The following is a 24,321-nucleotide window of genomic DNA, read 5'->3' as shown; positions in this document are numbered from 1 at the left end:
TATATAGAAAAATTTAATATAGTTCACAAAATATTTGAGTTTTACAACATTATTCTTTATGTTTAAAATTATCATTATTAGAGATGATGGTCAAACGTTTTTTCACTGGAGAAATCATCTGACAGAATTGGCTTTTGTCCTCGTCCTGACTGCTGCTGTTAGCCACGCTGCACTCTTTGTATTTTATTTTGCAGCCAAAGGCGATCAGATTGGCTAAATAAAATCCAATACGTAAAAAATGGAGGTGCATAAAATGTTTGAAAGTATGATTGAAAAATTAAAAACCAAACAGCAAAAACTAGTATTTACCGAAGGTTCCGATCCTAGAATTCTTGAGGCGTCAAGCCGTTTAAAAAAAGAGAAACTCCTCGAACCGATACTGTTAGGTAATCCAGAAGAGATACAGATGGTATCGCAACAGTATGGTTTTCTTATAAGTGAAATTGAAATCATAGAGCCCAAAACCTATCCGGCGATAGAATCCATGGTTGCGATGATGGTTGAACTTAGAAAAGGAAAAATGGATAAGACCACCTGCCGAGAGTCTTTGATGAAAACGAATTACTTCGGTACGATGCTTGTAAAAATGGGGTATGCTGACGGCCTTTTAGGTGGTGCAACCTATTCTACTGCCGACACCGTTCGCCCGGCACTTCAACTTATAAAAACATCACCTGGGAATAGAATTGTTTCAAGCAGCTTTATTCTATATCGCAACATAGAGAATGTTGAGGAAAAATACGCGATGGCCGATTGTGCTATCAACTTGAATCCCAGTGAGGATGAACTTGTCGAGATTGCTGTTGAAACGGCAAAAACAGCAACAGTCTTTTCCATTGATCCAAAAGTTGCTTTATTATCGTATAGTACCTTAGGCTCAGGCACAGGAGAATCAGTTGATAAAATGCGAAATACAGCCACCAAATTAAAGAGTATGAATCTTGATTTTCCAATTGACGGTGAGCTACAGTTTGATGCCGCCCTTTCCAAAGATGTTGCCAAAATAAAAGCGTCACACTCTCCTGTCGCAGGGGAAGCAAACACTTTCATATTCCCAGATATTAATGCCGGCAATATTGGTTATAAGATAGCGCAGCGTCTCGGAAACTTTGAGGCATATGGTCCGATCCTTCAGGGGCTTAATGCACCGATCAATGACCTTTCAAGAGGTTGTAATGCAGATGAAGTTTATAATATGGCAATTATTACGGCTTCTTTAAAAGGATAAAATTGCAAACATCAAACGGGTTTTCTTCGAAGCGTGGTATAGACATGAAAGGTGGTTTAGCAATGAATATTCTCACCGTCGGCTATTTTAGCGAGACCTCAAAATCAAATATTGTAAGGCATTTTCCGGAAGACTGGGACATTGTAATTGTCCCGCCCGGAAAAGAAATGCTGCATCATATTGAAGATTGCCAGGTAATCATACCGGAACATATAAAAGTGGACCGCAGCCTGCTTTCTATTGCAAAAAAATTAAAATTGGTCCAGACAGGTGCAGGATTTGATAATGTAGATATTGATGCCTGTACGCAACTCGGCATTTGGGTGGCCAATGCTGCAGGAATGAATGCACAGGCAGTGGCCGAGCACGTAATGGCCCTGATATTGTCTTATTATAAAAACATACCGTTTCTTGATTCTTTCATGAAAAACAGGATGGATGAAAAGCAATTGGACTATACAGGGAGTGAATTAAAGGGTAAAACGATTGGGATTATCGGCTTGGGCGCCATCGGTAAAAAAGTAGCTGAGTTTTGCAGGGTTTTTGATATGAATGTGCTGGCTTATGCTAGAAATACCGCTCAACAGTCTGACGGTTTTGTGAAAATGACGGATTTCGATACTCTTGTAAGCGCATCGGACATAGTAAGTGTACATATGTCCCTGAATCAGCAAACCAAACAGCTGATCAACAAAGCAGTATTCAAGAAAATGAAGAATACCGCACTTTTTATCAATACAGCCCGCGGCGGGATTGTCAATGAAAGAGACCTGATAGATGCATTAAAAAACAGGGACATTTCAGGTGCATGCCTGGATGTGTTTGAATCTGAACCGCTGCCAATTGACAGTGAGCTCCGGAATCTGGGTAATGTGATACTTACTCCCCATACAGCAGGCATGCCTGACGGTCGCAAATTCCATAAAAAGAGATATGATTTCTTTGTGAATAATATAAAACGTGTAGAGAATGGTGAAGAGCCTGAAAGCAAGCTCAATCAGTTATTATAGTTTTGATACAATAAAAATAAGAGCTCTTTAGGCTATTATCAAGGAGAGTAGGAAAATGAATTTAACAATAAGCCTCAGGGGAATCATCGCGATTTTCGTATTCCTTGGCGGTCTAGAATTGATCGCGAAACAAGTAGGCAAACAATGACCGGACTGGCTTTATTTCTACTCATTTGTGCTGCCTTCTTCCATGCTTCCTGGAATTTTATATCAAAGAAGGCTTGTGGCGGAGCAATTTTCGTTTGGCTATTCAATGCAACCGCCTCTATTGTATATATTCCCATTGTCATTGGCTCAATGTGGGTCACCAAATCCTTCTTTTCCTGGGATTACACGATTTTCATGCTGGGCAGTGCTTTTCTTCATGTTGGGTACTTCATTCTATTAAATAAAGGATACCATGCTGGTGACCTTTCGCTAGTTTATCCTTTAGCCCGTGGCACAGGTCCGTTAATTTCCGTACTTGCAGCCATTCTATTCTTGGGAGAACATCCTTCTTTACTCGCCTTAATGGGTACGTTGTTGATTGCCATTGGCGTATTTCTTTTGTTGGGCAACCCAACAAAATACGTTAAAATAAACGCTGCCCAACCAGTCCTTTTTGCCGTTTTAACTGGCGTTTTTATTGCAAGCTACACACTCTGGGATAAGTATTCAGTCAGCAATATGAATATTCCTCCGATACTAATGTATTGGGGAGCTACTGTCGGCCAGGCTTTTTTACTGCTCCCCTATGCCCTGAAAAATCGCGAAGAAGTAGTAAATCAATGGATAACAAACCGCCTCTCAATTATTGGTGTCGCAATTTTGTGTCCATTATCGTATATTCTTGTCCTCACCGCTATGGTTTTCACACCAGTAAGTTACGTTGCCCCTGCTAGAGAAGTTAGCATCCTAATAGGGGCCATAATGGGTGCGCGATTTTTGGCTGAAGGTGACGTAAAACTTCGCATAACTGCCGCTACGGTTATTTTGGCCGGATTAGCCTGTATATCGATAGGTTAATAAGTCAATTAAACTTACCCCTCCTTATTTTATCTAGAGGCTTCTATGCCCTCCTGTAATCACCCATGAACGGGAATTTTACAGGAGGAAATTAAAAAGGATCACATATGCAGGTTTATTTCTACCCTACACATGCGATCCAAATCGATTTTTGCAACAGTATCAAGATACAGAAAGCAATGATTGTCAATAACCCTGTCCCCTAACGACACTTGGTAAAATTCTTACATTGTGGTGGACGCTTTAGTCTCTGCTCTCCTAGTATCGCCAGGGATAGGCATGGTAACCATCAATAAGAACGATATTAAACACAACAGTACCGAGAAGACGAGCACACCGGTAATGCCAAACTGTGTTGCCACATAACCGTTTATATAATTCGTGCCAAAGCCGCCGAGACTTGAGCAGGAATTAATGACGGCAACGCTTACCGCCAGCGCCGACGGTGGTAAGAGCATTCCCGGCAAAGCCCAGAAGGGTCCGTAATAGCAGTATGTCCCTATTCCATAGAAAGCTAACGCGATCATTTTTAATGGCAGCGAATCAACCAGCGCCATAACTAAAAAGGCAATGCCAAAAATCAACATCGGCAAGCCGGCATGATATCTCCTTTCATTGGTCTTATCCGAATGCGCCCCCCAAAGCGGCATAGCGATGGTTGCGCAGATGAAAGGCAAAGCCATCACAATCCCTACTTCCGTATCCGAAAGGGAACCGGAAAACTCTTTGATAATGCCGGGCAGCCAAAAGGCAGCCGCTTGCGCCGCCCCCTGCACAAACCCATATATGCCAGCCAGCCGCCACAACGTTCCATTGGAAAAAATTTGGGCAAAGCTTAACGACCCAACCTTATCCTTCCCGCTCTGTTCTTTTTCAAGCTCACTAATTAGCCATTCTTTTTCTTCCTTATCAAGCCACTTGGCGTCCTGCGGCGTGTTTATCAGAAAGAAAACCGCCAGTATCCCTAAAAGCGCGGTAGGAATGCCTTCTACGGCGAACAACCACCGCCACCCGGCATAATCAAACCAGCGTAAATGCTCGATGATCCAGCCGGATATCGGGGATGCAAGCGCTGAAGATAGGGAACCTGCCAACATAAAAAAAGCCGTAACCTTCGCCATCTCCCGGGATGGAAACCAGCGGGAAAAATAAAATATCATCCCCGGAAAAAATCCGGCCTCGAATATGCCCAGCAAAAACCGGCAAATTAAAATTTGGGTAACATTCTGCACAAAAAAGGTTGCCGCAGTAACAACGCCCCAGCCGAAAAGAATAAAGGCGATCCATCTATTTGCCTTGGTACGCTGTAATATCATGTTGCTGGGAACCTGAAAGAAAAAATACGATACGAAAAACATAGCGGATACAAAACCAAAATCAACGGCGCTTATGTTTAAATCCTTATTCATCTGCAAAGCGGCAAATCCGACATTCAGACGATCAACAACATTAAAGAAATAAAGAAGAAAGGCAAAAGAAACAATATGCCATCTGACTTTTCGCATCGTGCGAGTCGCTAGATCCGGTACGGCTACAGAATGATTCATATAACGCGCTCCTTTTCGCTATTTGTCAAAGAACTCATTACCAGCATCTCCATTTCGCCAAGCAGCGTGAGTAGTATAAGAAGCTGAAATGGAGATGTTGGTATTTTTTTATTGAAAACCCTTTTTATCTTACAACGGCGGTAATCGCCTTTTTCATGGCTTCTTCTGTCAATTCCTGACCGATACCGGGAAGATCGGGAATTTCGAAGTATCCGTCTTTGGGCTGATAATCATATTTACACAAACCAATGTTTTCCGGCAAAAGCGCCGCGGCGTGATGCTCATGAATCAGGAAATTAGGAATCACCGCTTCCAGTTGGAGTGCGGCTGCCGTAGCAATTGGTCCGCCGCAAATATGCAGTTGAACGCCGATATCATAGACATGAGCCATATCGCAAATCTTCTTGCCCTCTGTGATTCCACCGCAATTGCCGAGGTCCGGCTGGATGACATGCAAGGACCGTTCTTCGAAAAACGGACGATAGCCCCAGCGGGAGTAAATTCTCTCGCCACTGGCGATGGGGATTTTGACATTCTTGGCGATTTCTTTCATGGAACCGGAGTTAAGAGGCAGCGTGGGCTCTTCATAATAGAAGCAGCGCAGATTTTCCAGTTCTCTTCCCAGTTGAATCGCTGAGTTGGTATCTGTTAACGAGTGCAGTTCGATGATAATGTCCAGCTTCGGCCCGCCGGCTTCCCGAATCGCCTTCACCCGGTCAACCGCTATTTTCAAATGGTCGTATTCCAAAATGCCGTAATTTGACCACCCCATCCATTGCCCCTTCAGGTCAAAGCCAACAGGATCAACCTTTACACAAGTGTAGCCTTCGGCCATCGCTTTTCTTGCCGCCTCCGCATACTGTTCCGGCTTGACAAGAGCCGCGCACTTCGGCCCCCAGTCAAATTGAATTTGGCTGGCGTAAGTGCGTAATTTATGATTTGTCTTGCCGCCTAACAACTGATAACAAGGTACCCCCAAGGCTTTCCCTTTAATATCCCAAAGAGCAATATCGATGGCGCTAATCCCGGCAAAAATCACGGTGCCGCCACCCATACCCCAAAATGTCATACGGAAAATTTTCTCCCATATTTCCTCATTGTTCATCGGGTCCATACCAAGGATTAATTCGGCAAAATCCTGTACCATGCCATAGGCCGCTTTACCGGCTTGTCCATACGCCAGCCCGATTTCGCCGTAGCCCGAAATCCCTTCGTCCGTATTAATGCGGACAACCGTAGGATTCCACGGGGTATTTTCAACCGATGGCTTTCCTGTGGTTAAATAAAAAATATCCACACTTGTGATTTTCATAATCTTCACTCTCCTTTTATTTATAAAGAGCCGTCTATCCATGTTCATACTATCAGTCCCATTTTCACCCCCATTGATAAAATAAGTATGAACATTTCAGGGCAGCGCCTTTTCCGCCCGGGCCGATTTACCTTTTACGGCAGATACAGTATAATAAAATTGATTAATTTGGTAATTGTCCTTTTACCTGACTGCGCGCCAACGCATTTCAGGCATGGCAACTAAACAGCATTGAGGAGACAGGTCTCCTGCTGTCCTTTTTGAATGTCCTCGATATTTTGTGTCATTTTCAACTCAAAGTGCCGTTATGACACTTTTTGAAGCAGACTTTCCCCTTGGTGGGCAGCTTAAATGAATAAGCCGGTATAGGTTACCGACAGCAGCATTTCTGCCGGATACTGCTGCTTCTCTGTGTCACCTCCTTTTACGGGTCTAATAGAAATGAGTAGTGATCTTTTTTCCTTTAGATGACTATTTTTGTGCAATTAAAATGCACTACGAATTTATTATAGTGCATTTTAATTGCACGGTCAACATATTTTGGGGAATTGGTGTGTGATTTATGCCTTCTTTTGGTGAACGATTAAACCAGTTGCGCAAATCTAAGAATTTAAAAGCCGAAGACTTAGCCGATATTGTTGGAGTCAAACGCCGGATTATATTCATGTACGAAAAAGACGAGGCCAAGCCAAGTTTTGACGTTCTCATCGCTCTGGCAAACTATTTCGATGTTTCGCTGGATTATCTTGTTGGCAGATCGGATCAGCCAGAGCGACGTTAACGGAAAAGAGCAGTCCATTTCCGTTCTTTTCAGTCGTATTTACGTTTTACAAAGGATACGCTATAATAATGTAGTTAATTACACAAGACAAGGCTTGACTCATATCGTTTCCAACTACTTCTTTCGCAGTACAAAAACGACATATAAACGTTTTTTCCCAAGTCTTGCACTGGCGAATATGCTTCGCCCGTCGGGCAACTTATGCTGTATTTGTCTGCTGTCCATTATTTATTGGCTTTACCTCCCTTCGCTTGTGTATATACGTGGTATTTAGGGAAAACATTAAATTGTATATTTGTACACAGGTTGATTATATCTCATATTTGAGAAATTGTCAATATATTTTGTTCATTTTTGAGAAAAGAGGGGTAAACTGTGCAAAGTAAGTCAGAACTAGATACTTTTGGGAAAAGACTGCTTTACTTGCGACAGTCTTCTCATAAAACACTTCAAGAAGTATCTGACAGTACCGGAATATCCAGAAGCAACTTAGGCAAATATGAGAAAGATGAAGTTAATTCATCGGCTGATGCAATTATTGGCCTATGTGATTTTTATGATGTATCAGCTGATTGGCTATTAAGAGGAATTGAACCACAAACAAAAAAAGTCGAGGCCACTTTTGACCCCGACTTAAAACACATGGTAGATATTTTAAAAGAGCTTATGGAAAGCGGCAATCAAAATTTACGCGGTTGGACCATCATCCAGTTTGAAAACACCTTTAAACAATACTGCGCCGCCTATGACAAAAAAGACTAATCTCTTCGGATGTTTATAGCATAGCCACCCGTTTAATGGATGGTCCTGCTCCTAATCAGAACGACAAACCCGCTCACCCTACGTCAAGTAAGGTTGAACGGGTTCGTTTATTTTAATGGAATCTGCTTTGGGAGGGACAGGGGGACAAGGGAACAGGTCGAAACTGCTGAAAAAGTCCAGTTTTCCTAAAAATTAAGACCACGAAGCCGCATTCTACCGTACTCAAATTTATGAAAACACTACTTTTTCAGTGGTTTCCACCTGTCCCTCAGTCCCTTTTAAGATTAATTGATAGTAAGGAGATACCAAAATGAATCGAAAAGCGGTTATTGTAGGAGCTACAGGTTTGATCGGCAAAGAACTCCTACACCTGCTCCTAAGCGCTCCCGCGTATACAGCTATAACACTGCTTGTTCGGCGACCAACCGGATTAACGCATCCCAAGCTCCAGGAGAAGGTGATTGATTTTGATCTCTTGGAGCAATCAGATATTAATTTGACCGGCGCGGATGTATTTTGCACCCTTGGAACAACGATTAAGAAAGCTGGAACCCAAGAGGATTTCCGAAGAGTTGACTATGCTTATCCATTGACGCTCGGTCAAAAGGCCAAAGTGCAGGGAGCAAAACAGTTGCTAATTGTGACATCAATGGGAGCGAATCCGTCATCGCCTATCTTTTATAATAGCGTGAAGGGAGAAATCGAGAAGGCATTGCGTGAGCTTGACCTTCCTACGCTGCAAATATTCCGTCCATCCCTTTTGCTCGGTAACCGGGATGAGTTTCGAATCGGCGAGAAAATCGCATCAGTTATTATGAGAATACTTGCACCCTTATTTTGGGGGCCATTACGAAAGTACAGTGCCATTGAGGCATGCTCTGTCGCCAATGCAATGATACTAGCGGCACAAAGGACCCTACCGGGAATCCATGTTTATGAAACAGACAAGATCGCCTTGTTGAACCATAAAATATAAATCAAATTACGTAAGGCCTGGAGATACAGTTGGCAAATTGTCTCTAAATATACACCATCCAATACCAACGTCCGTGAAGTCGTTTTTGAAATTAGGAAGATAAATAAATTAGATAATAACGCGAACGTTTATCCTGGGCAAGCTTTAAATGTGCCGGTTAGGCCTTTAAGCAGATAAAAACTTATTGGCAACTAAGTAAAAAACACGGCCATTGAAAAATGCCGTATTTTTTCTTTAAAACTTCTTTTAAGTAAGGAAACAGCAGAACCGTCACCATGTATCCTATGTACCCATACCGTTGCAGTTTGCTTCAATAAATATGTTCCCGTTAATTAAAGCCTTCATAATGGTGGATTGTGGCGAACATATTAAAGAAACCCTTCTATCACTTATCGTCAATTTGAATGTCTTGGATGCACACTCCATCTACTATCCTCTTTTCTTACAATCGATTGCATGCTAAAAACCTTTAGTCTATCAAGATTAATAAGGGTGAATAGAATTATTTCAATTCAGAACAAAGAACTACTCTAGATAGCGTCGCAATGCAATTAGAAAGTGCATCCTCCAATTTTTGCTCAATCATTTCTCGCTTATAGCCATATATCAGGACATTAATATCTAAATTTATGTTACTAGCTGTAACCGATGAATCCCTTTGCCATTGGGATGAAAATTTTGCGTCTACGCTATCGAGCCTAGTAACAGATAAGAACATAAATTCTTCTTTAGAAATGCTGACAATAAGTTTTATATGTCCTAGAATTATGCCGTTATGAGACAGCGGCCTGCTAATCTGCTCAAATAGCTGCTTAAAGAGCACCTCTATGTTTACTTTTGATAAATCCTGTTTAAAATTAATAGCGTATTTTTTGCTGTAAATCACTGCGTCACTCAACTTATTCACAGGTGATTACCTCCTCTATTACTTGAGGAGACAATTTATCCGCTGCACTTACAACAATAATAGGAACACTGTCTACAATAGATTTGACATCAGCAATAACTTCTTCTTTATCAGCCCCACCAATATCAACTTTATTGATGATTACAAAGTCAGTCTTTTCTACCTGACCGGTTACCAGCGGTCCGAGTACTTCTTTTAAATCTATCCATCGTCCCATATCGACAACAGTAATTGTCTTAAAGCCTGAGTAGAAATGACAATATTCATTAATCAATTTTGCAATATTACCCGGAATCGCGATTCCAGTCATTTCGATGACCAGCCAGTCTGGGTTCAAGGTTTCATGGATTTCGCTAACAGCACTAATAAGATCGCTTGTTATTTGGCAGCATACACAGCCGCCGAAGAGTGGTTTTACTTTTATTCCACTATCAGCAAAAAGTTTATCATCAATACCTGCTTCACCGATTTCATTTTCAATAAGGGCCACGAATTCTTTTTTTGTTTCCGTAATGTATCTGGCAACCTGGAGAATTGTTGTTGTTTTACCCGAACCAAGGAAACCACCAAATAATAAAATACGCATAATTTCCCCCTGCTTCCTTTTTAGCTCTCGTTTGTTGTCTCAATTAAACAATCCTGATTAATCATCCATGAGCGTAAGCATTTTTGTACTGTAGCCGTACTATTATTTTCTACGGGAATTTCATACTCCGTTAACTTCAATATTTCTTGGGCAATGCTCAATATTTTACTTATAATATGGGGCACGTCGCTTTGCTCAGCCAGAGCTAGGCCAGATGCTAACGGGTGAGTATCTGGAGCGATTTCCACATATGGCATTAAACCAGTCTCCCACTGTAGGGAAAGATTTTCACTTATGGCCGACATGTTAGCTTGATTTTTACTCCTACCCTCGGCCTGAACTTGGATGTAATCATTCCGTATCTCCATATTTTTACTCTCCATATGTAGATCCCCTCCTGTTATAAGATAATTATCATAATATAGAAAGAAGAACTACGATAGTAGCTCTTCTCCCCAATCAGTTATATCCTATCAGCAACTTACGGTAAGAATTAGTTTACACCTGAAGCCTTCTTCGACATTTCTACGGCATCATAGGCATTTCTGCAATAACCATCAGCACTGCACCATTCAGCAACTTTAGGATCTACCGGGCCGCCGCCGACAAGAACGGTTGCTTTGGTACCAGTAGCCTTAACAGCTGCGACAGTTTCCTTCATTGCATCAAATGCAGTAGTTAACAGACAGAACATGCCAACTACGTCCGGATTGTGAGTTTTTACTGCTTCAATAAAGTTTTCGATCGGGGCATCTACACCAATATCAACTACTTTAAAGCCGTTGCAGCTAAGAATTGTTGATACAATATTTTTTCCAATATCATGGATATCATCTTTAACAGTGCCCAATATAACAGTACCGAGTGTTTTACTGTCTCCACCCTCATTGAGGGAAGAGCCAAGTTGAGCGGCTGCGTTAGAAAATATCTCAGCAGACATGATCAACTCTGATAGGTAATACTCCCCTGCCTCATAAAGCTTACCTACGCCTTCCATACCCTCTTGCAATTGAGCAAGCACTTCGATAGCTGGCACTCCCGCCTCCATTTGTTCTTTAACACCCTCATGCACCAAATCTTCTTCTAATTCGGTTACGGCCTTTGCAAGATCTACTTTTGACATACGATCTCCTCCCAATTCATAAAATAATTTATATAACGGTTCTTCGAGTTCACTCATTATTCATAAAGACCTTTTCTATGAGCTTTAAGATAGTTTTTACAAAATCTATCATTGCCTAACAAAGCTTGTCCTGCGTATACCACGCCCATCATAGCTTTATCTGTTGGGTTAAGAATATAGCCATCCATTCCTACAGTCATGGTTTGAACTACGAATAAGCGATTGAGAACAGCCCGATTAGGAAAACCGTAGGAGATATTGCTCAAACCACAAGTCAGGTGTACTGCGGGATATTTTAGCTTAATAGCATAAATAGCATCCAATACCGATTTGCCATATTTATCGTTAGTGCTTAATGGTTTAATCAACGGATCAAGGTAGATATCATCTTGCTGAATTCCTTCTTTCTCCATATCGTCAACCAGCTTGCTGGCAATCCGCAAACGGTCTTCAGCAGTTTCCGGCATACCGGCATCTTCAATACAAAGAGCAACAATTTTAGCGTTGAACTCTTTTACCAGTGGGATAACTGCTTGGTAGCGTTTTTCTTCGGCAGTTGTGGAATTGATCATTCTTTTTCCATTAGTAGTTTTTGCCAGAAGCAAACCCGCTCTCAAAGCATTTTCATCAGGACTATCAATGCAAAGCGGCATATCGGTTACCTCTTGGATGGTGTTTACCAGCCACTCCATGCATTCAATCTCCTGACCAACCATTGTTCCACAGTTTACATCCAGGTAATTTGCACCAGCAGCCTCTTGTTGTTTAGCCACTTCTTGAATATAGGCTGCATTTTTTGTTTCAACAGCTTCGCGAATAGCTTTGCGGCTGGTGTTAATGAGTTCTCCAATTATTAGCATTTAATTTTTTTCCTCCCATCTACATGGTAGGATGTAAATCATACACCCACGTAGAAGATTCATAATACTAGAGTTAATTTATCCTAGTAGAAGAACTCTAGCTTAGTCATGTAGGTTTTGCCCAGGTCGTTAGAAGATAAACCGGTTATGTTTCTATTTTTTATTTTTAGGTCCTGACCTTCAATCGTCCAAATTACATTCTTACTTATCGTACTTTGCAAAGCAACAAATAGTCCTTTGATATTATCAGTTCCTTTAGCTGCTGTTGAGTAAGGATCTGTTCCATAACTCATCGCTTGAGCGTCAAAGCCACCTACACCGGACGGAACTGCACCTGCATCTAGGCTCCGATAGGAAACAGACCAGCCGAATTGCCCCTTAACCTTGGGATCTACGAGATTTTTTTGTCCATAGAATGAAGTCGGTGATTTTGTAGCGTTAGTTAATTCTACAGCCCATCCTTTTGGTGACTTGGGAAGATTGCTCGCACCTTTAAGGCTTGTAGAAACATAATCAGCGATTAATAGGCAGTCGCCCACTTTTGCATCTATGCCAACTGTCCAACCATCAGATTGTGTAAACGAACCAATATTGGTATTCATTGAACCTTTTCCTTCAGCAGTACTGCTACCCGGAACATCAGACCAGTAATAACCCGCTTTCCACCCCAGGTTATCACCTGCTTTGCCTGATATTTGAGCAGTTGTAAGAGTGTTAGCATTACCACTGTTTTCGGTACCGGTACCTTGGTCAGCCACTGAAAGTGACTTAACATTGTTTACTGAACCTGTGAACAATACCTTCCCCATAGTTTTATCCAATCGAATACCATCTACCCCTATCGGTTTTCCGAATAAGCCATGCGTAAATGGATCAAAAGGGAACCGACCTATACGAACCTTGTCCAATCCAATAACATCTTTGGCTGTTACTGCAAACATATCAAATGAGGCATTACTGCCGTCATTACCGTTGTTATAATTACCGGCTTTACCTGTTGCTTGAGCGCGCGCCACCCAAGAAATATCCTCGTTAATAGTTCCTTGAAACTTTACACGCTGCCTAAAATCAAACCTGTCTGACCCTTTCAACTCATGACCGCCAGCTTTAGGATCATTGCCCATGTACCGAAATCGAGTCTCCCCGCTCACCCAAGTATTGGTTTTAGCTTCTACCTTAGCTACCCGCACACCCATTGTATTTAGTTCTTTAGCAAACTCTGCCGAAAGTTTATCAATAACTTGTTTAGTATTATCATCGGCTTTTTCATATTGATCAATGGCTTTGGCTACAATGATTGCCACCTCATAACGGGTGAGATTTTTATCGCCCTTATAGCTTCCATCCCCATAGCCGTCAATAATTCCAGCTACAGCAAGCTTTTTTACAGCATCATATGCCCAATGTTTTTCCGGTACGTCACTCAAAGAGGTTGCAGCATATGCATTTACTGAGAAGGCCATCGCTATCGCTGTGGTTAATATCCCTTTGGCTTTTTGACGCATTTTTACTCTCCTTCATCCCAGTATTAAGGCTTATAATGTCAACATTCCCTAATATGAAACAGGTCTAATTCAAACATATTTTTTATTTGCACACGAGAGATGTCCCAGATAAAATAATCAGCCACACTTGTAATGTCTATGCTTATTGACTGTTAAAAGAAATAGATGCTTAACTTCCCACCTGAGCACTGGACGCAGATTTTTTTAAATATCTGCTTAAGTATATTGCACAAATGAAGCTAACAACTAGAGTAACTGCCTGAACCCACATGGCAACTTCAAAAGCCTCTACTGGATACGGTGTAACACCCTTGGAAACATTTTTAATAATAATGCCCCAAACCTGCTGGAAAAGCCCTGCTCCTGCCATCCAAGTAAGGGTATTTGCAAACCCAACTGCAAAGCCTACGTTCGCGGCGGGAACTGACATTCTTACAACGGTAAATCCGGCAACTACTCCATACATTTGAACAAAGCCAATTATGCCAAAAATCACTTTAAGCTCTATGATACTGAGATTACGAATGTTAATTGTCATATAAAGCCAAGTCACCAAGAATAGAATAGCTGCAGACAACATTACCCCTGAACTTCCTATCCGCTTGTTGAGCCATCCTGCTGCGACACTCCCAACTACAAGACATACCGCTGCTATCGTCAAAATCTCAGTAATAACAGGCTTACTTAATGCGTATGCATTTGCAAGGTATACGCCCCCCCAAAGAGACACCATAACTTGACCACTGGCATTTAACCCTATAAAGTATAGAGCTATTAGCCAAATGACAGGCATTTTTACGATTTGCTTTACTGCTTCCCAGGAACTTCCTTCTGCCACGGTCGGCGCTTTATTGATTACTTCACCCGCGATCTCATCAGGTGAATCGAGTCCGACATCTGCAGGGCGCGACCGCACGATGATGTAAGACAGTACCGCGAAAACAATGCATGCAGCAGCGATTAAAGCAAAGGAATAACGCCAACCAAGATTACTCATCATGAATTGCAGAGGGGCCGTGGCAAATACTCCACCTAATGCACCTAAGCCCATCCACAAACCATATAGTTCGGGAAACTGTTTCGTTGTAAACCAGGCTGTTATTGTTTTTATCCCAGCAATCGTCATGCCCGCTGCTCCAACGGCAACAATCATACGGCCTATTATTAATGGAGTTATTGACCCTGCAAAACTAAAAATACTACAACCAACTGCAATAAGCACTAGATTAAATGCAAGACCCAGCCTTGTACCAATTTTATCCATGAGTATTCCTATTGGAGCATTAGCTAGAGCATATGTCCAAAAAAAAGTTAAACCCATGAGACCGAATTGCGCAGCATCCAACCTTAAATCTCGGACCAATTCTGGTCCCATGATTGCGGGTGCCCCTCGAGAAAACGGAGTCAACAGATAGGCAACCACCATCACGATATATATAGGCCATTGATATTTTTTCAGCTTGTTACGCACAGCTTCTTTATCCATAGCAATACCGACCTCCATTATTTATAGAGATACTTATATAAATATCATTTCGGCATTACCTATACTATGCCAGATGAACAGATTCTACCATTGCCCGGACATTTTCAATCTTAGCGTTAACTGGAATATCACAGCCTTGAGCAAGGATAAACCCGGATGGGCCAATCTCCCGTATAAGACGCTTGCAATATTCTGATACATCCTTGGCGTCTCCTATGGTCAATAACCCCGCTGGTACGTCACCCATGATGCACATGTGATCTCCGAGGACCTCTTTAGCCTTAAAAATATCCGTCGCTCCATCAAGTGCCAAAACACATTTAGCTTTAGGGTATAAATCCTTCATGAGGTGCAAATCTCTGCCCCAGTCTGAATCAAAGTGAAATACCGGTACAACATTTTCTTCTATACAAACCTCAACCATTTTTTTCAGGTAAGGATACACAAAGCGATTTGAAATCTTGGGCGATAATAATTCTGGAGCAGAACGCCAGCCACCAACCCATGCCCCAAATGGTTTTAATCGTCTGAAACTTTGGCGGGTATTTTCTACTATATCAATCATTGCTACGTCCATTGCTTCTTGCACTTTATCTGGAATTCTCCGCAAATCCATAACAAATTCTTTTAACGAGCGGCCACCGCAAAAATATTCAAAGGGTATAACAGCAGATCCAGGACACATAGGTAATATTCCGGCATCTTCCCAGTCTTTGATAGCTTGCGGCATAGTTGCTTGGGTATCTTTTATTTTAGAAGCCACATCGCCTAACCGATTTTTCCAATATCCGGCAACAAAGTTATTAAAGCCTTTGGAAAGAACCTCATCATAGTCTTCTTTTTTCATTATTTCTGCTTCTGCAACTTGATACAGAGCATCTTCAGGCAAATCAATACCTGGGAGCTTTAATTTAGATAGCCACATCGCACTCAAACTGTAAACATTAAAATTCAGACGTTGATGACCATCAATTTCACCGATTTGGGCCCAACAATCAATCATCGCTCTGTTGGTTCCCTCTCCGTAAATAAATTTTGTCATCGGAATCCCCAGTACAGTAGCAGCATAAACGTCAGATAGCGGTACTACGGGTACCCGATCTGGCTTTTCAAGGCTAATCGCAGCCTTAATCCTGTTAGTACGTTCTTGCAATAATTTAACTTTATCCACAAAACTTCCCCCTTTAAAACTTTTCTCGAATAGTCACCATAATTAAACTTTTTATAAATCACCTCTACTTTCTTAAAGTAGCTTTTTGCCAATGATTTAAATATTAGGTGTTTGACTATTTTAATTATTAACCTTTTTTTGAAAATTGTGAAATACTCATATCCTATACAGCTATAAGTAAATCCAATAGCCCAATCGTCAGATTATTAGGAATATAGTTGATAATCTTTTCATAGCCTTATATAATATGTATAGATATATAAATCAACAATGTTCTGTACGACAGGAGGAACTATGGATATTCGTCAGTTACGATATTTTATAGCTGTAGCCGAGTGTCTAAGTTTCACTCAAGCAGCCAAGCAACTGTTTATTAGTCAACCTTCACTCAGTCAACAGATCGCAGATTTAGAACGTCATATAGGGGTTAGTCTATTAATACGCAAACACAATGGCATCTCCTTAACCAATGCAGGTAAAGCATTGTTGAAAGATGCCAAAATTATTGTTACAAAATGTAGTGAACTTATCCAACATGCAAACGAAGCCGAAACTGGTATTGTTGGTGATTTGAAAATTGGAATTTTAGGTTATACCGAAAAACAAATCCTCCCTAATATTGTCATGAATTTTCGTCAAAAGTATCCACGAGTTAATTTATCATTTGAGCAATTTAGTTTAGGATCCTTAGATACAGCACTAGTACGTAATGATATAGATATCGGATTTACCGCTATATGGGAACAACACTACCTTCCGAACGTAGCATATAAGAAAATATATAAAGACAGTCTCTGTGTCGTTTTACCTTCCAATCATGCATTAGCCCGTGAATCGGGGTTTGAGCTATCATCGATCATTGATGAGCCTATTGTTTTTCAAAAGAAGGATAATTCCCCGCGCGGTTACAATAATTTATTTCGTATTTGCATTAATAGAGATTTCTATCCTAAAACCACATCAATGTCAGACATGTGGGCTGTATTATTAGGCGTTGAATGCGGCATCGGTATTTCCATATTACCTTCTGTTATTCCAAAGTCATATAATAGTTCTAGAATTACTTGTTTCAATATTTCTGGCAAAGATTCACAAATTGATATAGCCGTCGCGTGGAATCAAACCAATTTTAATCCGTCAATCCCGCTATTTGTTGATGAGCTTAACAATAACAATGTGCAAACGATAGGTTAGCAGCTCAAACATATCAAAACGGGCTGCACAAATTAAATCGAGTAACCACTATAAAAAATCAATATAAAACGATTGGCTGTTTTTAGGCACAACTAATAAAATTTGCCGGCGAGAATTTTGAAACAATTACGCCAAAGACGTATGTAAGCAAAGGGATGTCCGTCCGTGTGAAAAACATCATTAATATTTCATTGTAAACAGTGTTTTCAACAGCAAAATTAAAAATTATTTGTCAATTAATGATAAGGAAGTATAAGAAAGAAGAGAACTAGCCTTGTTATGTTAAGGCTAGTTCTCTTCTTTCCTGCAGTCTTTTAAGAATTTCTTTCGGTCCTAATATATTTATGGCTCGCCTAAATGCCTTGATCAAGATAACCCGGTACGATACAGTCTTCGCGCCGGGTTTATAATCACTTGAATATTTCTTATCCTTTCAGTGGTTAACCTAGGAATTTCACCATTTGCTCCAGTTAACCATTACAAATTTCTGGATTCGTTCAACTATTCATTTGTGGAGTGGCATTTTGAAGTTGTTACAACATTCCAAAAAAAGTGAAATTGCTTTGTTCTTATTATCTTTTCGATAGATAATAGTTCGCGTAAAAAACAAATCATCTTCTTCAAGATCGATATAGCACATACGAGATTGAACCTCTCCTTTAATACTCCTTGAAGTTATGCCGATCCCCTGATTAAACTGAACGGAAAGTAGAAAATCTTCATACGTTGGTACAAGAGTACCTGGTTTAAAAGACAAACTATATTTTTTTACTTGCTTATTAAAATGATTAAAATAACCATAAAAGTAGTTGTCATTGATATTAACAAAATTTTCCTCTCGAACTTCTGCAATGCTAATACACTTTTTATGCGCCAAAGGATGATCTAAACCAACTACTATCCCCATCGGCTCATTATATAAATTAAAAGTGCTTAAAACGTCATCTGCGTTGTCTATAACATTCATTACGCATCCAATATCAACGGAACGATCCAACACCGCGTTTATAATTTCATTTGGCGTTCGAACCCAATAATGATGCTTAATATGGGGGAATCTTTGGGTAAATTTTAAAACAGTTGGTGTTATTATAAACTTTGTATAATACAGCATACCTATACCAAGATTTCCAGTGTATCCTCCGTCTATACGCTTAGCTTTATCTAAAACCGAGTCAAGTTCTGCAAGAATAGGTTTAACCCCTTTCAGGAAATATTCTCCCGCTTTTGTTAATTGCATTGGGTTTGTATGTGATATTAACTTGAACCCAATTTCTTCTTCTAAACAAAACATATGTTTGCTCAGTACTGGTTGAGAAATATATAGAAGGTTTGCTGTTTTGGTAAAATTTCGAGTCTGTGCAAGAAAAACAAATTCTCTAAAGTATTGAATTTTCATAATATTGGCACACCACCCATCATTCTCATGAATACACACTGTGATTTAGTATAACAAGAATACATCCCATTTGCCATTGTATTGCACGTTAATTAAATTAATTGTTTTGGAAGGAATAACTCTTCCTGATGTTTCGTTAGGAAATATAAACGGCAATATGGATATATGATGAACGCTATTCTTATTGCCTCTGAAACTACTATATTTCTATCCGATTAAGCAGTAACTCATAATGTGCAAGATAAAAAGATTATAATTTTATGGAATAGCATCATAATTTATTTGAATTTCATTTATATTATATTTAATGGTAGAGTGATTTCAGAGGCCTCTAATACTAAACTAATTCTTAAAATTCTAAAAAACAGATGTTAAGGAGAAATTTATTATGAATGATGCAGAAAAATTTTTAAATCACTCACCATTTGTCCCTTATGATGAGAAAGTTGGCCTATATGTAACAATGCCATGGAGAAATTATGCTATCCCTTATGAGTATACGGGATGGCGTGATGAAACGATGGCTTGGAAAACAGCATGCTATCTCCACGGAAACTTAAATCCATCTCCAAGTTACAGAATAAAAGGGCCAGATGCATTTAGGTTTCTTTCAGAAAATCTCGTTAATGGCTTTTCTAATTTTCCTGTTGGCTCTGGAAGGCATGGCATTATGGTTAATAAAGATGGACTCCTTGTAAGCGACGGTGTTCTGTTGCGTACGGGTGACGATGAATTCATGACTTACTGGATGGCCCCTTACATTGCATACAAACTTGAAACTGGAAACTATAATGCGGAAGGGGAAACTCTTACAAATAAAGTATATTTTTTTCAGCTAGCCGGCCCATACTCTCTACAAATACTGGAGTCAGTTACAGGTGATAATCTTCATGATATCAAATTTATGCACCATAAGATGTCCCGAATTAATGGAATGGACATCCGTATTCTTCGTCTAGGTATGGCAGGAACACTAAGTTATGAAATTCATGGAGATATTAAGGACGCACATGCTGTATATAACGCGCTATTTAAAGCCGGTGAGCCATACGGCATAAGGAAACTTGGTTATCATTCCTATATGATGAATCATACGGAAGATGGATTTCCTCAGGCCTACTACCACTTCCCTTATGCATGGGAAGAAGATCAAGGCTTTCAAGATTATATGAACGCAAAAGGTGTGAAGCAGGGTGCAAAACCTGTTTTCTTAGGCAGCATGGGACCTGATGTAAACCTGCGGTACCGCAATCCAGTGGAGTTAGGCTGGGAAAAACCCATTAAGTTTAATCATGATTTCGTCGGGCGCGAAGCGCTTGAGAAACTGGTTGCCAAGCCTAACCGTAAGATGGTTACCCTGGTATGGAACAAAGAAGATATTTTCGATATTTATAAATCTCAGTTTGAGTTGGGCGAGCCATATCCGAATATGGATGAGCCAAATCACTTCTTATATGACTATGGCAAACAAGTACTTTATGCAGATCAAGTGCTTAAAAATGGCAAGCAGATTGGAATCAGTTCCGGTCGCGCCTATAGCTACCAATATAAAGAAATGATTTCTCTATGTTCAATTGATACCGAATTTAGCGAATTAGGAACGGAAGTAAGCGTAATTTGGGGTAATTTAGGGACTCGTCAAAAAGAAGTTAGAGCCGTTGTATCCCGTTTCCCGTTCCTTAACGAAGGCAGAAACGAAGAATTTGATGTAAATACTATCCCTTATTTAGCAAAATAGCGATTCGACTTACCGTATGGGAGACCAATAAATCCATTTGAAAGTTAAAAGGTAAGTTGAATCATATTCTGCTGCCTTTTAACTTTCATTAATTATTGACGGAGGTTTATCTTATGGATTTATCACAATTATTGGTTCTAATACCAATAATTGTGATTCTTTTGTTGTTCGTCCTGACAAAGATACCTACGCATTTCGTGTCCGTTATTGGATGGCTGCTGATGATTATTATTGCTTACGCCTTCTTCAATACGTCAATCGAAGTCAGCCTTATTTGCACCGTGGCCGGAATTATTCAATCCTTTCCAGTTACCTTGATGACCATTATAGCGACGATTATGGTCACCCTTATGGAAGCTACCGGCGCGATACAAAGAATTTCTGTATTTTTCAAAACCCTGGCAGCTCAGAGCAAAACAGCACAGTTGATGACCATGAATATAGGGGCGGGTACGGTATTTGTAACGACCGGTGCTTTTCCCAATGTCGTCTTGCCTCCGATCATGAAAAAAATGGGGTATTCTAACCGGGAAAGTATTGCATTGCCGTGCATGGGATTTGATCCGCTTGCCGTTTTTGGACTTTTAGGTGCACCAATAGTTGTATTCGCGGATATGACAGGCATTTCCTTAGTCGAAATTACCAAGGGTATCTCCTTGTTCTTACCTCTATCAACCACTTTAATCGCATTTTCAATGTTGTATGTTATTGGGAGAGCAAAACTAATGAAGGAAGGCTTTGTTCCGGCTCTGATTGCCGGATTGGTGAGCGGTTTTACCCCAATGCTCTTTGCCTTCGTCCCTACATTAAACGGCGGGATTCCGTTAACCGGAATATTCGCAGGTCTGTTCGTAGCCATAGCCATGTTGCTTTACATTAAATTATCCGGCAAGAGTATCATTGACAGAAGCTATTTAAGCGAAGAAGATATTGCCATCGAAAATCAAATGGGAGTTTTCAGGGCATTCTCTCCCTGGATTATTTTAATAATATTGCTATTATTGACCAACTTACACAAACCTTTATATACATTTTTAGCGGTTAATTTCGCCATGCCAATTGAAATAATTCCCGGGCAAATCATTAAAACGCGCATGCTTTGGAATGCCTATACTTGGACATTAATCAGCACGATCTTGTCTCTTATCTTTCTCAAACCGACAAAAGCGCAACTAAGTGAGTCTGTATTAACCGGCTTAGAGCGGTCTTTTGTTCCGGTGGTAACGTTGGCCTCATTCTTTGCGATTGCCTATGTTATGAATAATTCCGGTGTTGACACTTCCGGGCCGGCCTGGAAAATAATCGAACCAAACAACAATATGACGACGGTTCTGGCAATGCAATCAGCGAATATTTTCGGAGCTGTGTATACTTTTATTTCAGCACCTTTGGGATTATTCGGCGGATTTGTCGGCTCCACTGTGACAGCGGCAGTAGCGATGTTCGCCAAATATCTCGTAATAACAGCTAAAGAACTGCATCTTAATGTATTGCTCCTTTTAGGCGCAACCAGCGTCGGATCTGGACTGGCCACTATGATTTCGCCGGGAAAACTTGCCTGCGCCTCTGCGGTTCTTGACGCCTTGGGCGAAGAGAAGAAGGTAGCAAAGCAACTTCTTCCGATATCAATTATCATTGGACTGGCAGTGGGAATTCTATGTTTTATTCTGACGATGTTCATCTAGGGTAAGAAAGGTCGCTCTTTTGCTTACTTTTACTCACTCCTTAAAAATAACACTTAGATGAATCCTTGCTCCCTAGCAAATTGTCGTTGTGTTACTCCTACGATTTCTTTAATTTGTTTGATAATTTTATTACGTTGTTCAATAAGCGTACTTTACAAAATTCTAATCGGTTGCTCATTCAGCAGTTTTCCCCATCCAGTATTCAGATCGATCAGCTGCATGACAACCATTGTGCTCCCAAGATCAGCTACATAAGCAAAATTCTTATCTGAAGTATTTCCCCTCTCAAGGTTTACAATTTCCCAGGCAAAACCTTTTTGTACCAAGGTAACTGTGAGCTTCCAGTCAAAATCCCGCAGCAGCTTATAGGACAATTTAATGGTTTCAATAGAAATCTGAACCTCTCCATACTCCGGTTTTAAAGCTTGAAGGATTCTGTCAATGTCGGCCACAGAATCTCCGTTACCCGGCGTTCTCAATTCAAGGTATATTTTTTACAAATTACATTCTTCATAAGTCTTCCTCTTTATGCGTGTTATTTAAAAATTACCATCTTTCATTACTGAAAACAAATCACGAGAATATCTTACTTCAACAACTAACCAACTATAACTAAAAATAATTCTATCACAAATTAAGTCAGTGCACTACATAGCGGCATTAATGTTACTATTATCACATTAGGGATTGGAATAATTTACTTGTTACCTTTAACATCACAAAAAATGACTATCGCCTAGACGTAACGTCTAGGCGAACATAAAGTGCAACACGTTTCTAAGTGAAAAGCTTAGGCATTGGCGCTATTGCCAAGAGAACTAATATCTTGATGAATCAAATGATGGGGTAACGCCTTGAAGGGTTTACTTTAATACTCTGACTGGCGTCGATATAGGTAAGTACTGAAACGTCAGAAGCTCGGTGAAGTCGCGTGAGAACTGCCCAGGAAACTGGCGCGGTCTATAGCGCCTATAAAATATCACGAACATACCATCTCTCATTTAAATATTTATATGATTTTATTCATAGAATACTATCGGCCCATATTATTACGGGCCGAAGCCTTTTAAACATTTTTCCAAGCATTAAACTATCGTCACATCAAAATCAACCCATTTAGTCTATGTTCGAACACACTTAGGGGGGGCGCTTTTTCAACCCCCAACGTATGTTCGCCACGTTTGAACGTCTATGCAAACATAAAAACACACATTTGAAATTCACAAAAATCCACAACCCCTTTGAAATCAGGCTATTTCGGCTCTATCACGGCTACGCACTCAACATGCCATTTCTGTAATAACATACAAACCAATTATGTTATAATAAAGTGAGACTTAGCTTGTAGATTGGAGGATACTTATGCCCTATATGTTTGAATTAATCCGAAAGGCTGATCAGACTACCAGTGACTGGTCTGGCGGCACAACAACGCAAATTGCCATTTATCCTAAACAGGCCGTTTATGCTGAGCGCAATTTTACTTGGCGTATTAGCTCGGCCCGAGTTGACTTGGAAGAATCGACTTTCACTTCTCTACCTGGAATCTGGCGACTAATCATGGTGCTGGAAGGCGAAATGAGACTTGAGCATACAGACCAGCATAGCTGCTATTTAAAGCCCTTTGAACAAGACAGCTTTAGCGGTGATTGGGCAACCAAAAGCTTCGGGAAAGTACGTGACTTCAATTTGATGCTGGCAGAAGGCGCTTCCGGGAAATTGACCGCAGTTACTTTAGCAGCGAACGAGACCAATACTCTGGATATACATAACCCGTATCCTGACCGTTTTCCTCAAATGACCTCGGCATTTTATTGTTTTGATGGAGCACTAACTATCACTATTCCCAATAGAGAAATATACAAGCTAACCGCTGGAGATATGTTGCTAGTAACTACCGAACAACCAACAGAGAACCTGCCTGCCACCTTGACTACTACGACAAATAACCAAGCCCACATAATTAGAGCAGACATACATTACCTTTAAAATTAAGAAAGCACTATTTGCCTTTAGCAGACAAATAGTGCTTTCTTGTAATTATCG

Annotated in this window: 23 protein-coding genes; 11 read left to right on the top strand and 12 right to left on the bottom strand. The window is 40.5% G+C overall.

The genetic code is table 11. From position 1 onward, the window contains the following. Positions 1-58: 58 nt before the first annotated feature. The 4 genes from ACZ449_RS03540 (at position 59) to ACZ449_RS03525 (ending at position 3,243) form a co-directional block, all read left to right on the top strand. Positions 59-217: a hypothetical protein gene (locus ACZ449_RS03540; RefSeq protein WP_464259688.1), complete on the top strand. Its 159-nt coding sequence runs from the start codon at positions 59-61 to the stop codon at positions 215-217. A 36-nt stretch (positions 218-253) separates the two neighbouring features. Beyond that, on the top strand, positions 254-1,228 hold the full coding sequence (pta, locus tag ACZ449_RS03535; protein ID WP_464259687.1) for a phosphate acetyltransferase: 975 nt from the start codon (positions 254-256) through the stop codon (positions 1,226-1,228). 62 nt (positions 1,229-1,290) lie between these two features. After that, on the top strand, positions 1,291-2,238 hold the full coding sequence (locus ACZ449_RS03530) for an NAD(P)-dependent oxidoreductase (protein WP_464259686.1): 948 nt from the start codon (positions 1,291-1,293) through the stop codon (positions 2,236-2,238). A 144-nt stretch (positions 2,239-2,382) separates the two neighbouring features. Continuing rightward, complete coding sequence (locus tag ACZ449_RS03525) at positions 2,383-3,243, top strand: EamA family transporter (RefSeq protein ID WP_464259685.1); 861 nt, start codon at positions 2,383-2,385, stop codon at positions 3,241-3,243. 224 nt (positions 3,244-3,467) lie between these two features. On the opposite strand, the gene ACZ449_RS03520 is transcribed toward ACZ449_RS03525, so the two are convergent. Further along, on the bottom strand, positions 3,468-4,790 hold the full coding sequence (locus tag ACZ449_RS03520; RefSeq protein WP_464259684.1) for an MFS transporter: 1,323 nt from the start codon (positions 4,788-4,790) through the stop codon (positions 3,468-3,470). 124 nt (positions 4,791-4,914) lie between these two features. Continuing rightward, positions 4,915-6,102 carry a mandelate racemase/muconate lactonizing enzyme family protein gene (locus ACZ449_RS03515; protein ID WP_464259683.1) on the bottom strand — a complete coding sequence of 396 codons (1,188 nt, stop codon included), beginning with the start codon at positions 6,100-6,102 and terminating at the stop codon, positions 4,915-4,917. A 562-nt stretch (positions 6,103-6,664) separates the two neighbouring features. On the opposite strand from ACZ449_RS03515, the gene ACZ449_RS03510 reads away from it, so the two are divergent. The 3 genes from ACZ449_RS03510 to ACZ449_RS03500 all read left to right on the top strand — a co-directional run bounded on the left by ACZ449_RS03510 (position 6,665) and on the right by ACZ449_RS03500 (position 8,621). Next, positions 6,665-6,883 (top strand): helix-turn-helix domain-containing protein, encoded by a 219-nt coding sequence (locus tag ACZ449_RS03510; RefSeq protein ID WP_464259682.1) that lies wholly within the window; start codon positions 6,665-6,667, stop codon positions 6,881-6,883. 375 nt (positions 6,884-7,258) lie between these two features. Beyond that, entirely contained in the window at positions 7,259-7,645 is a 387-nt protein-coding gene (locus ACZ449_RS03505; RefSeq protein WP_464259681.1) for a helix-turn-helix domain-containing protein, read from the top strand. 310 nt (positions 7,646-7,955) lie between these two features. After that, the gene (locus ACZ449_RS03500) at positions 7,956-8,621 is read left to right on the top strand and encodes an oxidoreductase (RefSeq protein ID WP_464259680.1); all 666 of its coding nucleotides are present in this window, start codon (positions 7,956-7,958) and stop codon (positions 8,619-8,621) included. Between the two features lie 502 nt (positions 8,622-9,123). Here the strand turns inward: ACZ449_RS03500 and ACZ449_RS03495 are convergent. The 8 genes from ACZ449_RS03495 to ACZ449_RS03460 form a co-directional block, all read right to left on the bottom strand. After that, positions 9,124-9,528, bottom strand: a complete 405-nt coding sequence (locus tag ACZ449_RS03495; protein ID WP_464259679.1) for a hypothetical protein — start codon at positions 9,526-9,528, stop codon at positions 9,124-9,126. Beyond that, entirely contained in the window at positions 9,521-10,114 is a 594-nt protein-coding gene (locus ACZ449_RS03490) for a GTP-binding protein (RefSeq protein WP_464259678.1), read from the bottom strand. Before ACZ449_RS03490 ends, ACZ449_RS03495 begins: the two co-directional genes overlap by 8 nt. 20 nt (positions 10,115-10,134) lie before the next feature. Beyond that, positions 10,135-10,497 (bottom strand): hypothetical protein, encoded by a 363-nt coding sequence (locus ACZ449_RS03485; RefSeq protein ID WP_464259677.1) that lies wholly within the window; start codon positions 10,495-10,497, stop codon positions 10,135-10,137. 110 nt (positions 10,498-10,607) lie between these two features. Beyond that, positions 10,608-11,237 (bottom strand): cobalamin B12-binding domain-containing protein, encoded by a 630-nt coding sequence (locus ACZ449_RS03480; RefSeq protein WP_464259676.1) that lies wholly within the window; start codon positions 11,235-11,237, stop codon positions 10,608-10,610. Positions 11,238-11,293: 56 nt separating this feature from the next. Beyond that, positions 11,294-12,097 carry a methyltetrahydrofolate cobalamin methyltransferase gene (locus ACZ449_RS03475; RefSeq protein ID WP_464259675.1) on the bottom strand — a complete coding sequence of 268 codons (804 nt, stop codon included), beginning with the start codon at positions 12,095-12,097 and terminating at the stop codon, positions 11,294-11,296. A gap of 83 nt (positions 12,098-12,180) precedes the next feature. After that, positions 12,181-13,602, bottom strand: coding sequence for an S-layer homology domain-containing protein (locus tag ACZ449_RS03470; protein ID WP_464259674.1), 1,422 nt, complete (start codon positions 13,600-13,602; stop codon positions 12,181-12,183). Between the two features lie 169 nt (positions 13,603-13,771). After that, positions 13,772-15,088, bottom strand: coding sequence for an MFS transporter (locus ACZ449_RS03465; protein ID WP_464259673.1), 1,317 nt, complete (start codon positions 15,086-15,088; stop codon positions 13,772-13,774). Positions 15,089-15,152: 64 nt separating this feature from the next. After that, a complete protein-coding gene (locus ACZ449_RS03460; protein WP_464259672.1) occupies positions 15,153-16,259 on the bottom strand; it encodes a uroporphyrinogen decarboxylase family protein in 1,107 nt (368 codons plus the stop codon). Between the two features lie 294 nt (positions 16,260-16,553). Here ACZ449_RS03460 and ACZ449_RS03455 point away from each other — a divergent pair, with 294 nt between their 5' ends. Continuing rightward, entirely contained in the window at positions 16,554-17,453 is a 900-nt protein-coding gene (locus ACZ449_RS03455; protein WP_464259671.1) for a LysR family transcriptional regulator, read from the top strand. Between the two features lie 505 nt (positions 17,454-17,958). On the opposite strand, the gene ACZ449_RS03450 is transcribed toward ACZ449_RS03455, so the two are convergent. Beyond that, positions 17,959-18,852, bottom strand: coding sequence for a LysR family transcriptional regulator (locus ACZ449_RS03450; RefSeq protein WP_464259670.1), 894 nt, complete (start codon positions 18,850-18,852; stop codon positions 17,959-17,961). A 388-nt stretch (positions 18,853-19,240) separates the two neighbouring features. Here ACZ449_RS03450 and ACZ449_RS03445 point away from each other — a divergent pair, with 388 nt between their 5' ends. Then, complete coding sequence (locus ACZ449_RS03445) at positions 19,241-20,590, top strand: hypothetical protein (RefSeq protein WP_464259669.1); 1,350 nt, start codon at positions 19,241-19,243, stop codon at positions 20,588-20,590. A gap of 113 nt (positions 20,591-20,703) precedes the next feature. After that, positions 20,704-22,275 carry an L-lactate permease gene (locus tag ACZ449_RS03440; protein ID WP_464259668.1) on the top strand — a complete coding sequence of 524 codons (1,572 nt, stop codon included), beginning with the start codon at positions 20,704-20,706 and terminating at the stop codon, positions 22,273-22,275. Between the two features lie 152 nt (positions 22,276-22,427). Here the strand turns inward: ACZ449_RS03440 and ACZ449_RS03435 are convergent, their stop codons facing one another. Beyond that, positions 22,428-22,766, bottom strand: coding sequence for a hypothetical protein (locus tag ACZ449_RS03435; protein ID WP_464261802.1), 339 nt, complete (start codon positions 22,764-22,766; stop codon positions 22,428-22,430). 871 nt (positions 22,767-23,637) lie between these two features. Between ACZ449_RS03435 and ACZ449_RS03430 the strand changes: the two genes are divergently transcribed. Beyond that, entirely contained in the window at positions 23,638-24,264 is a 627-nt protein-coding gene (locus ACZ449_RS03430) for a HutD/Ves family protein (RefSeq protein ID WP_464259667.1), read from the top strand. Positions 24,265-24,321: the final 57 nt, after the last annotated feature.

It is taken from the genome of Desulfosporomusa polytropa (genome assembly GCF_055380075.1).
Note: the sequence above shows the minus strand (reverse complement) of the source record. Positions and strands in the feature narration are given on the sequence as shown.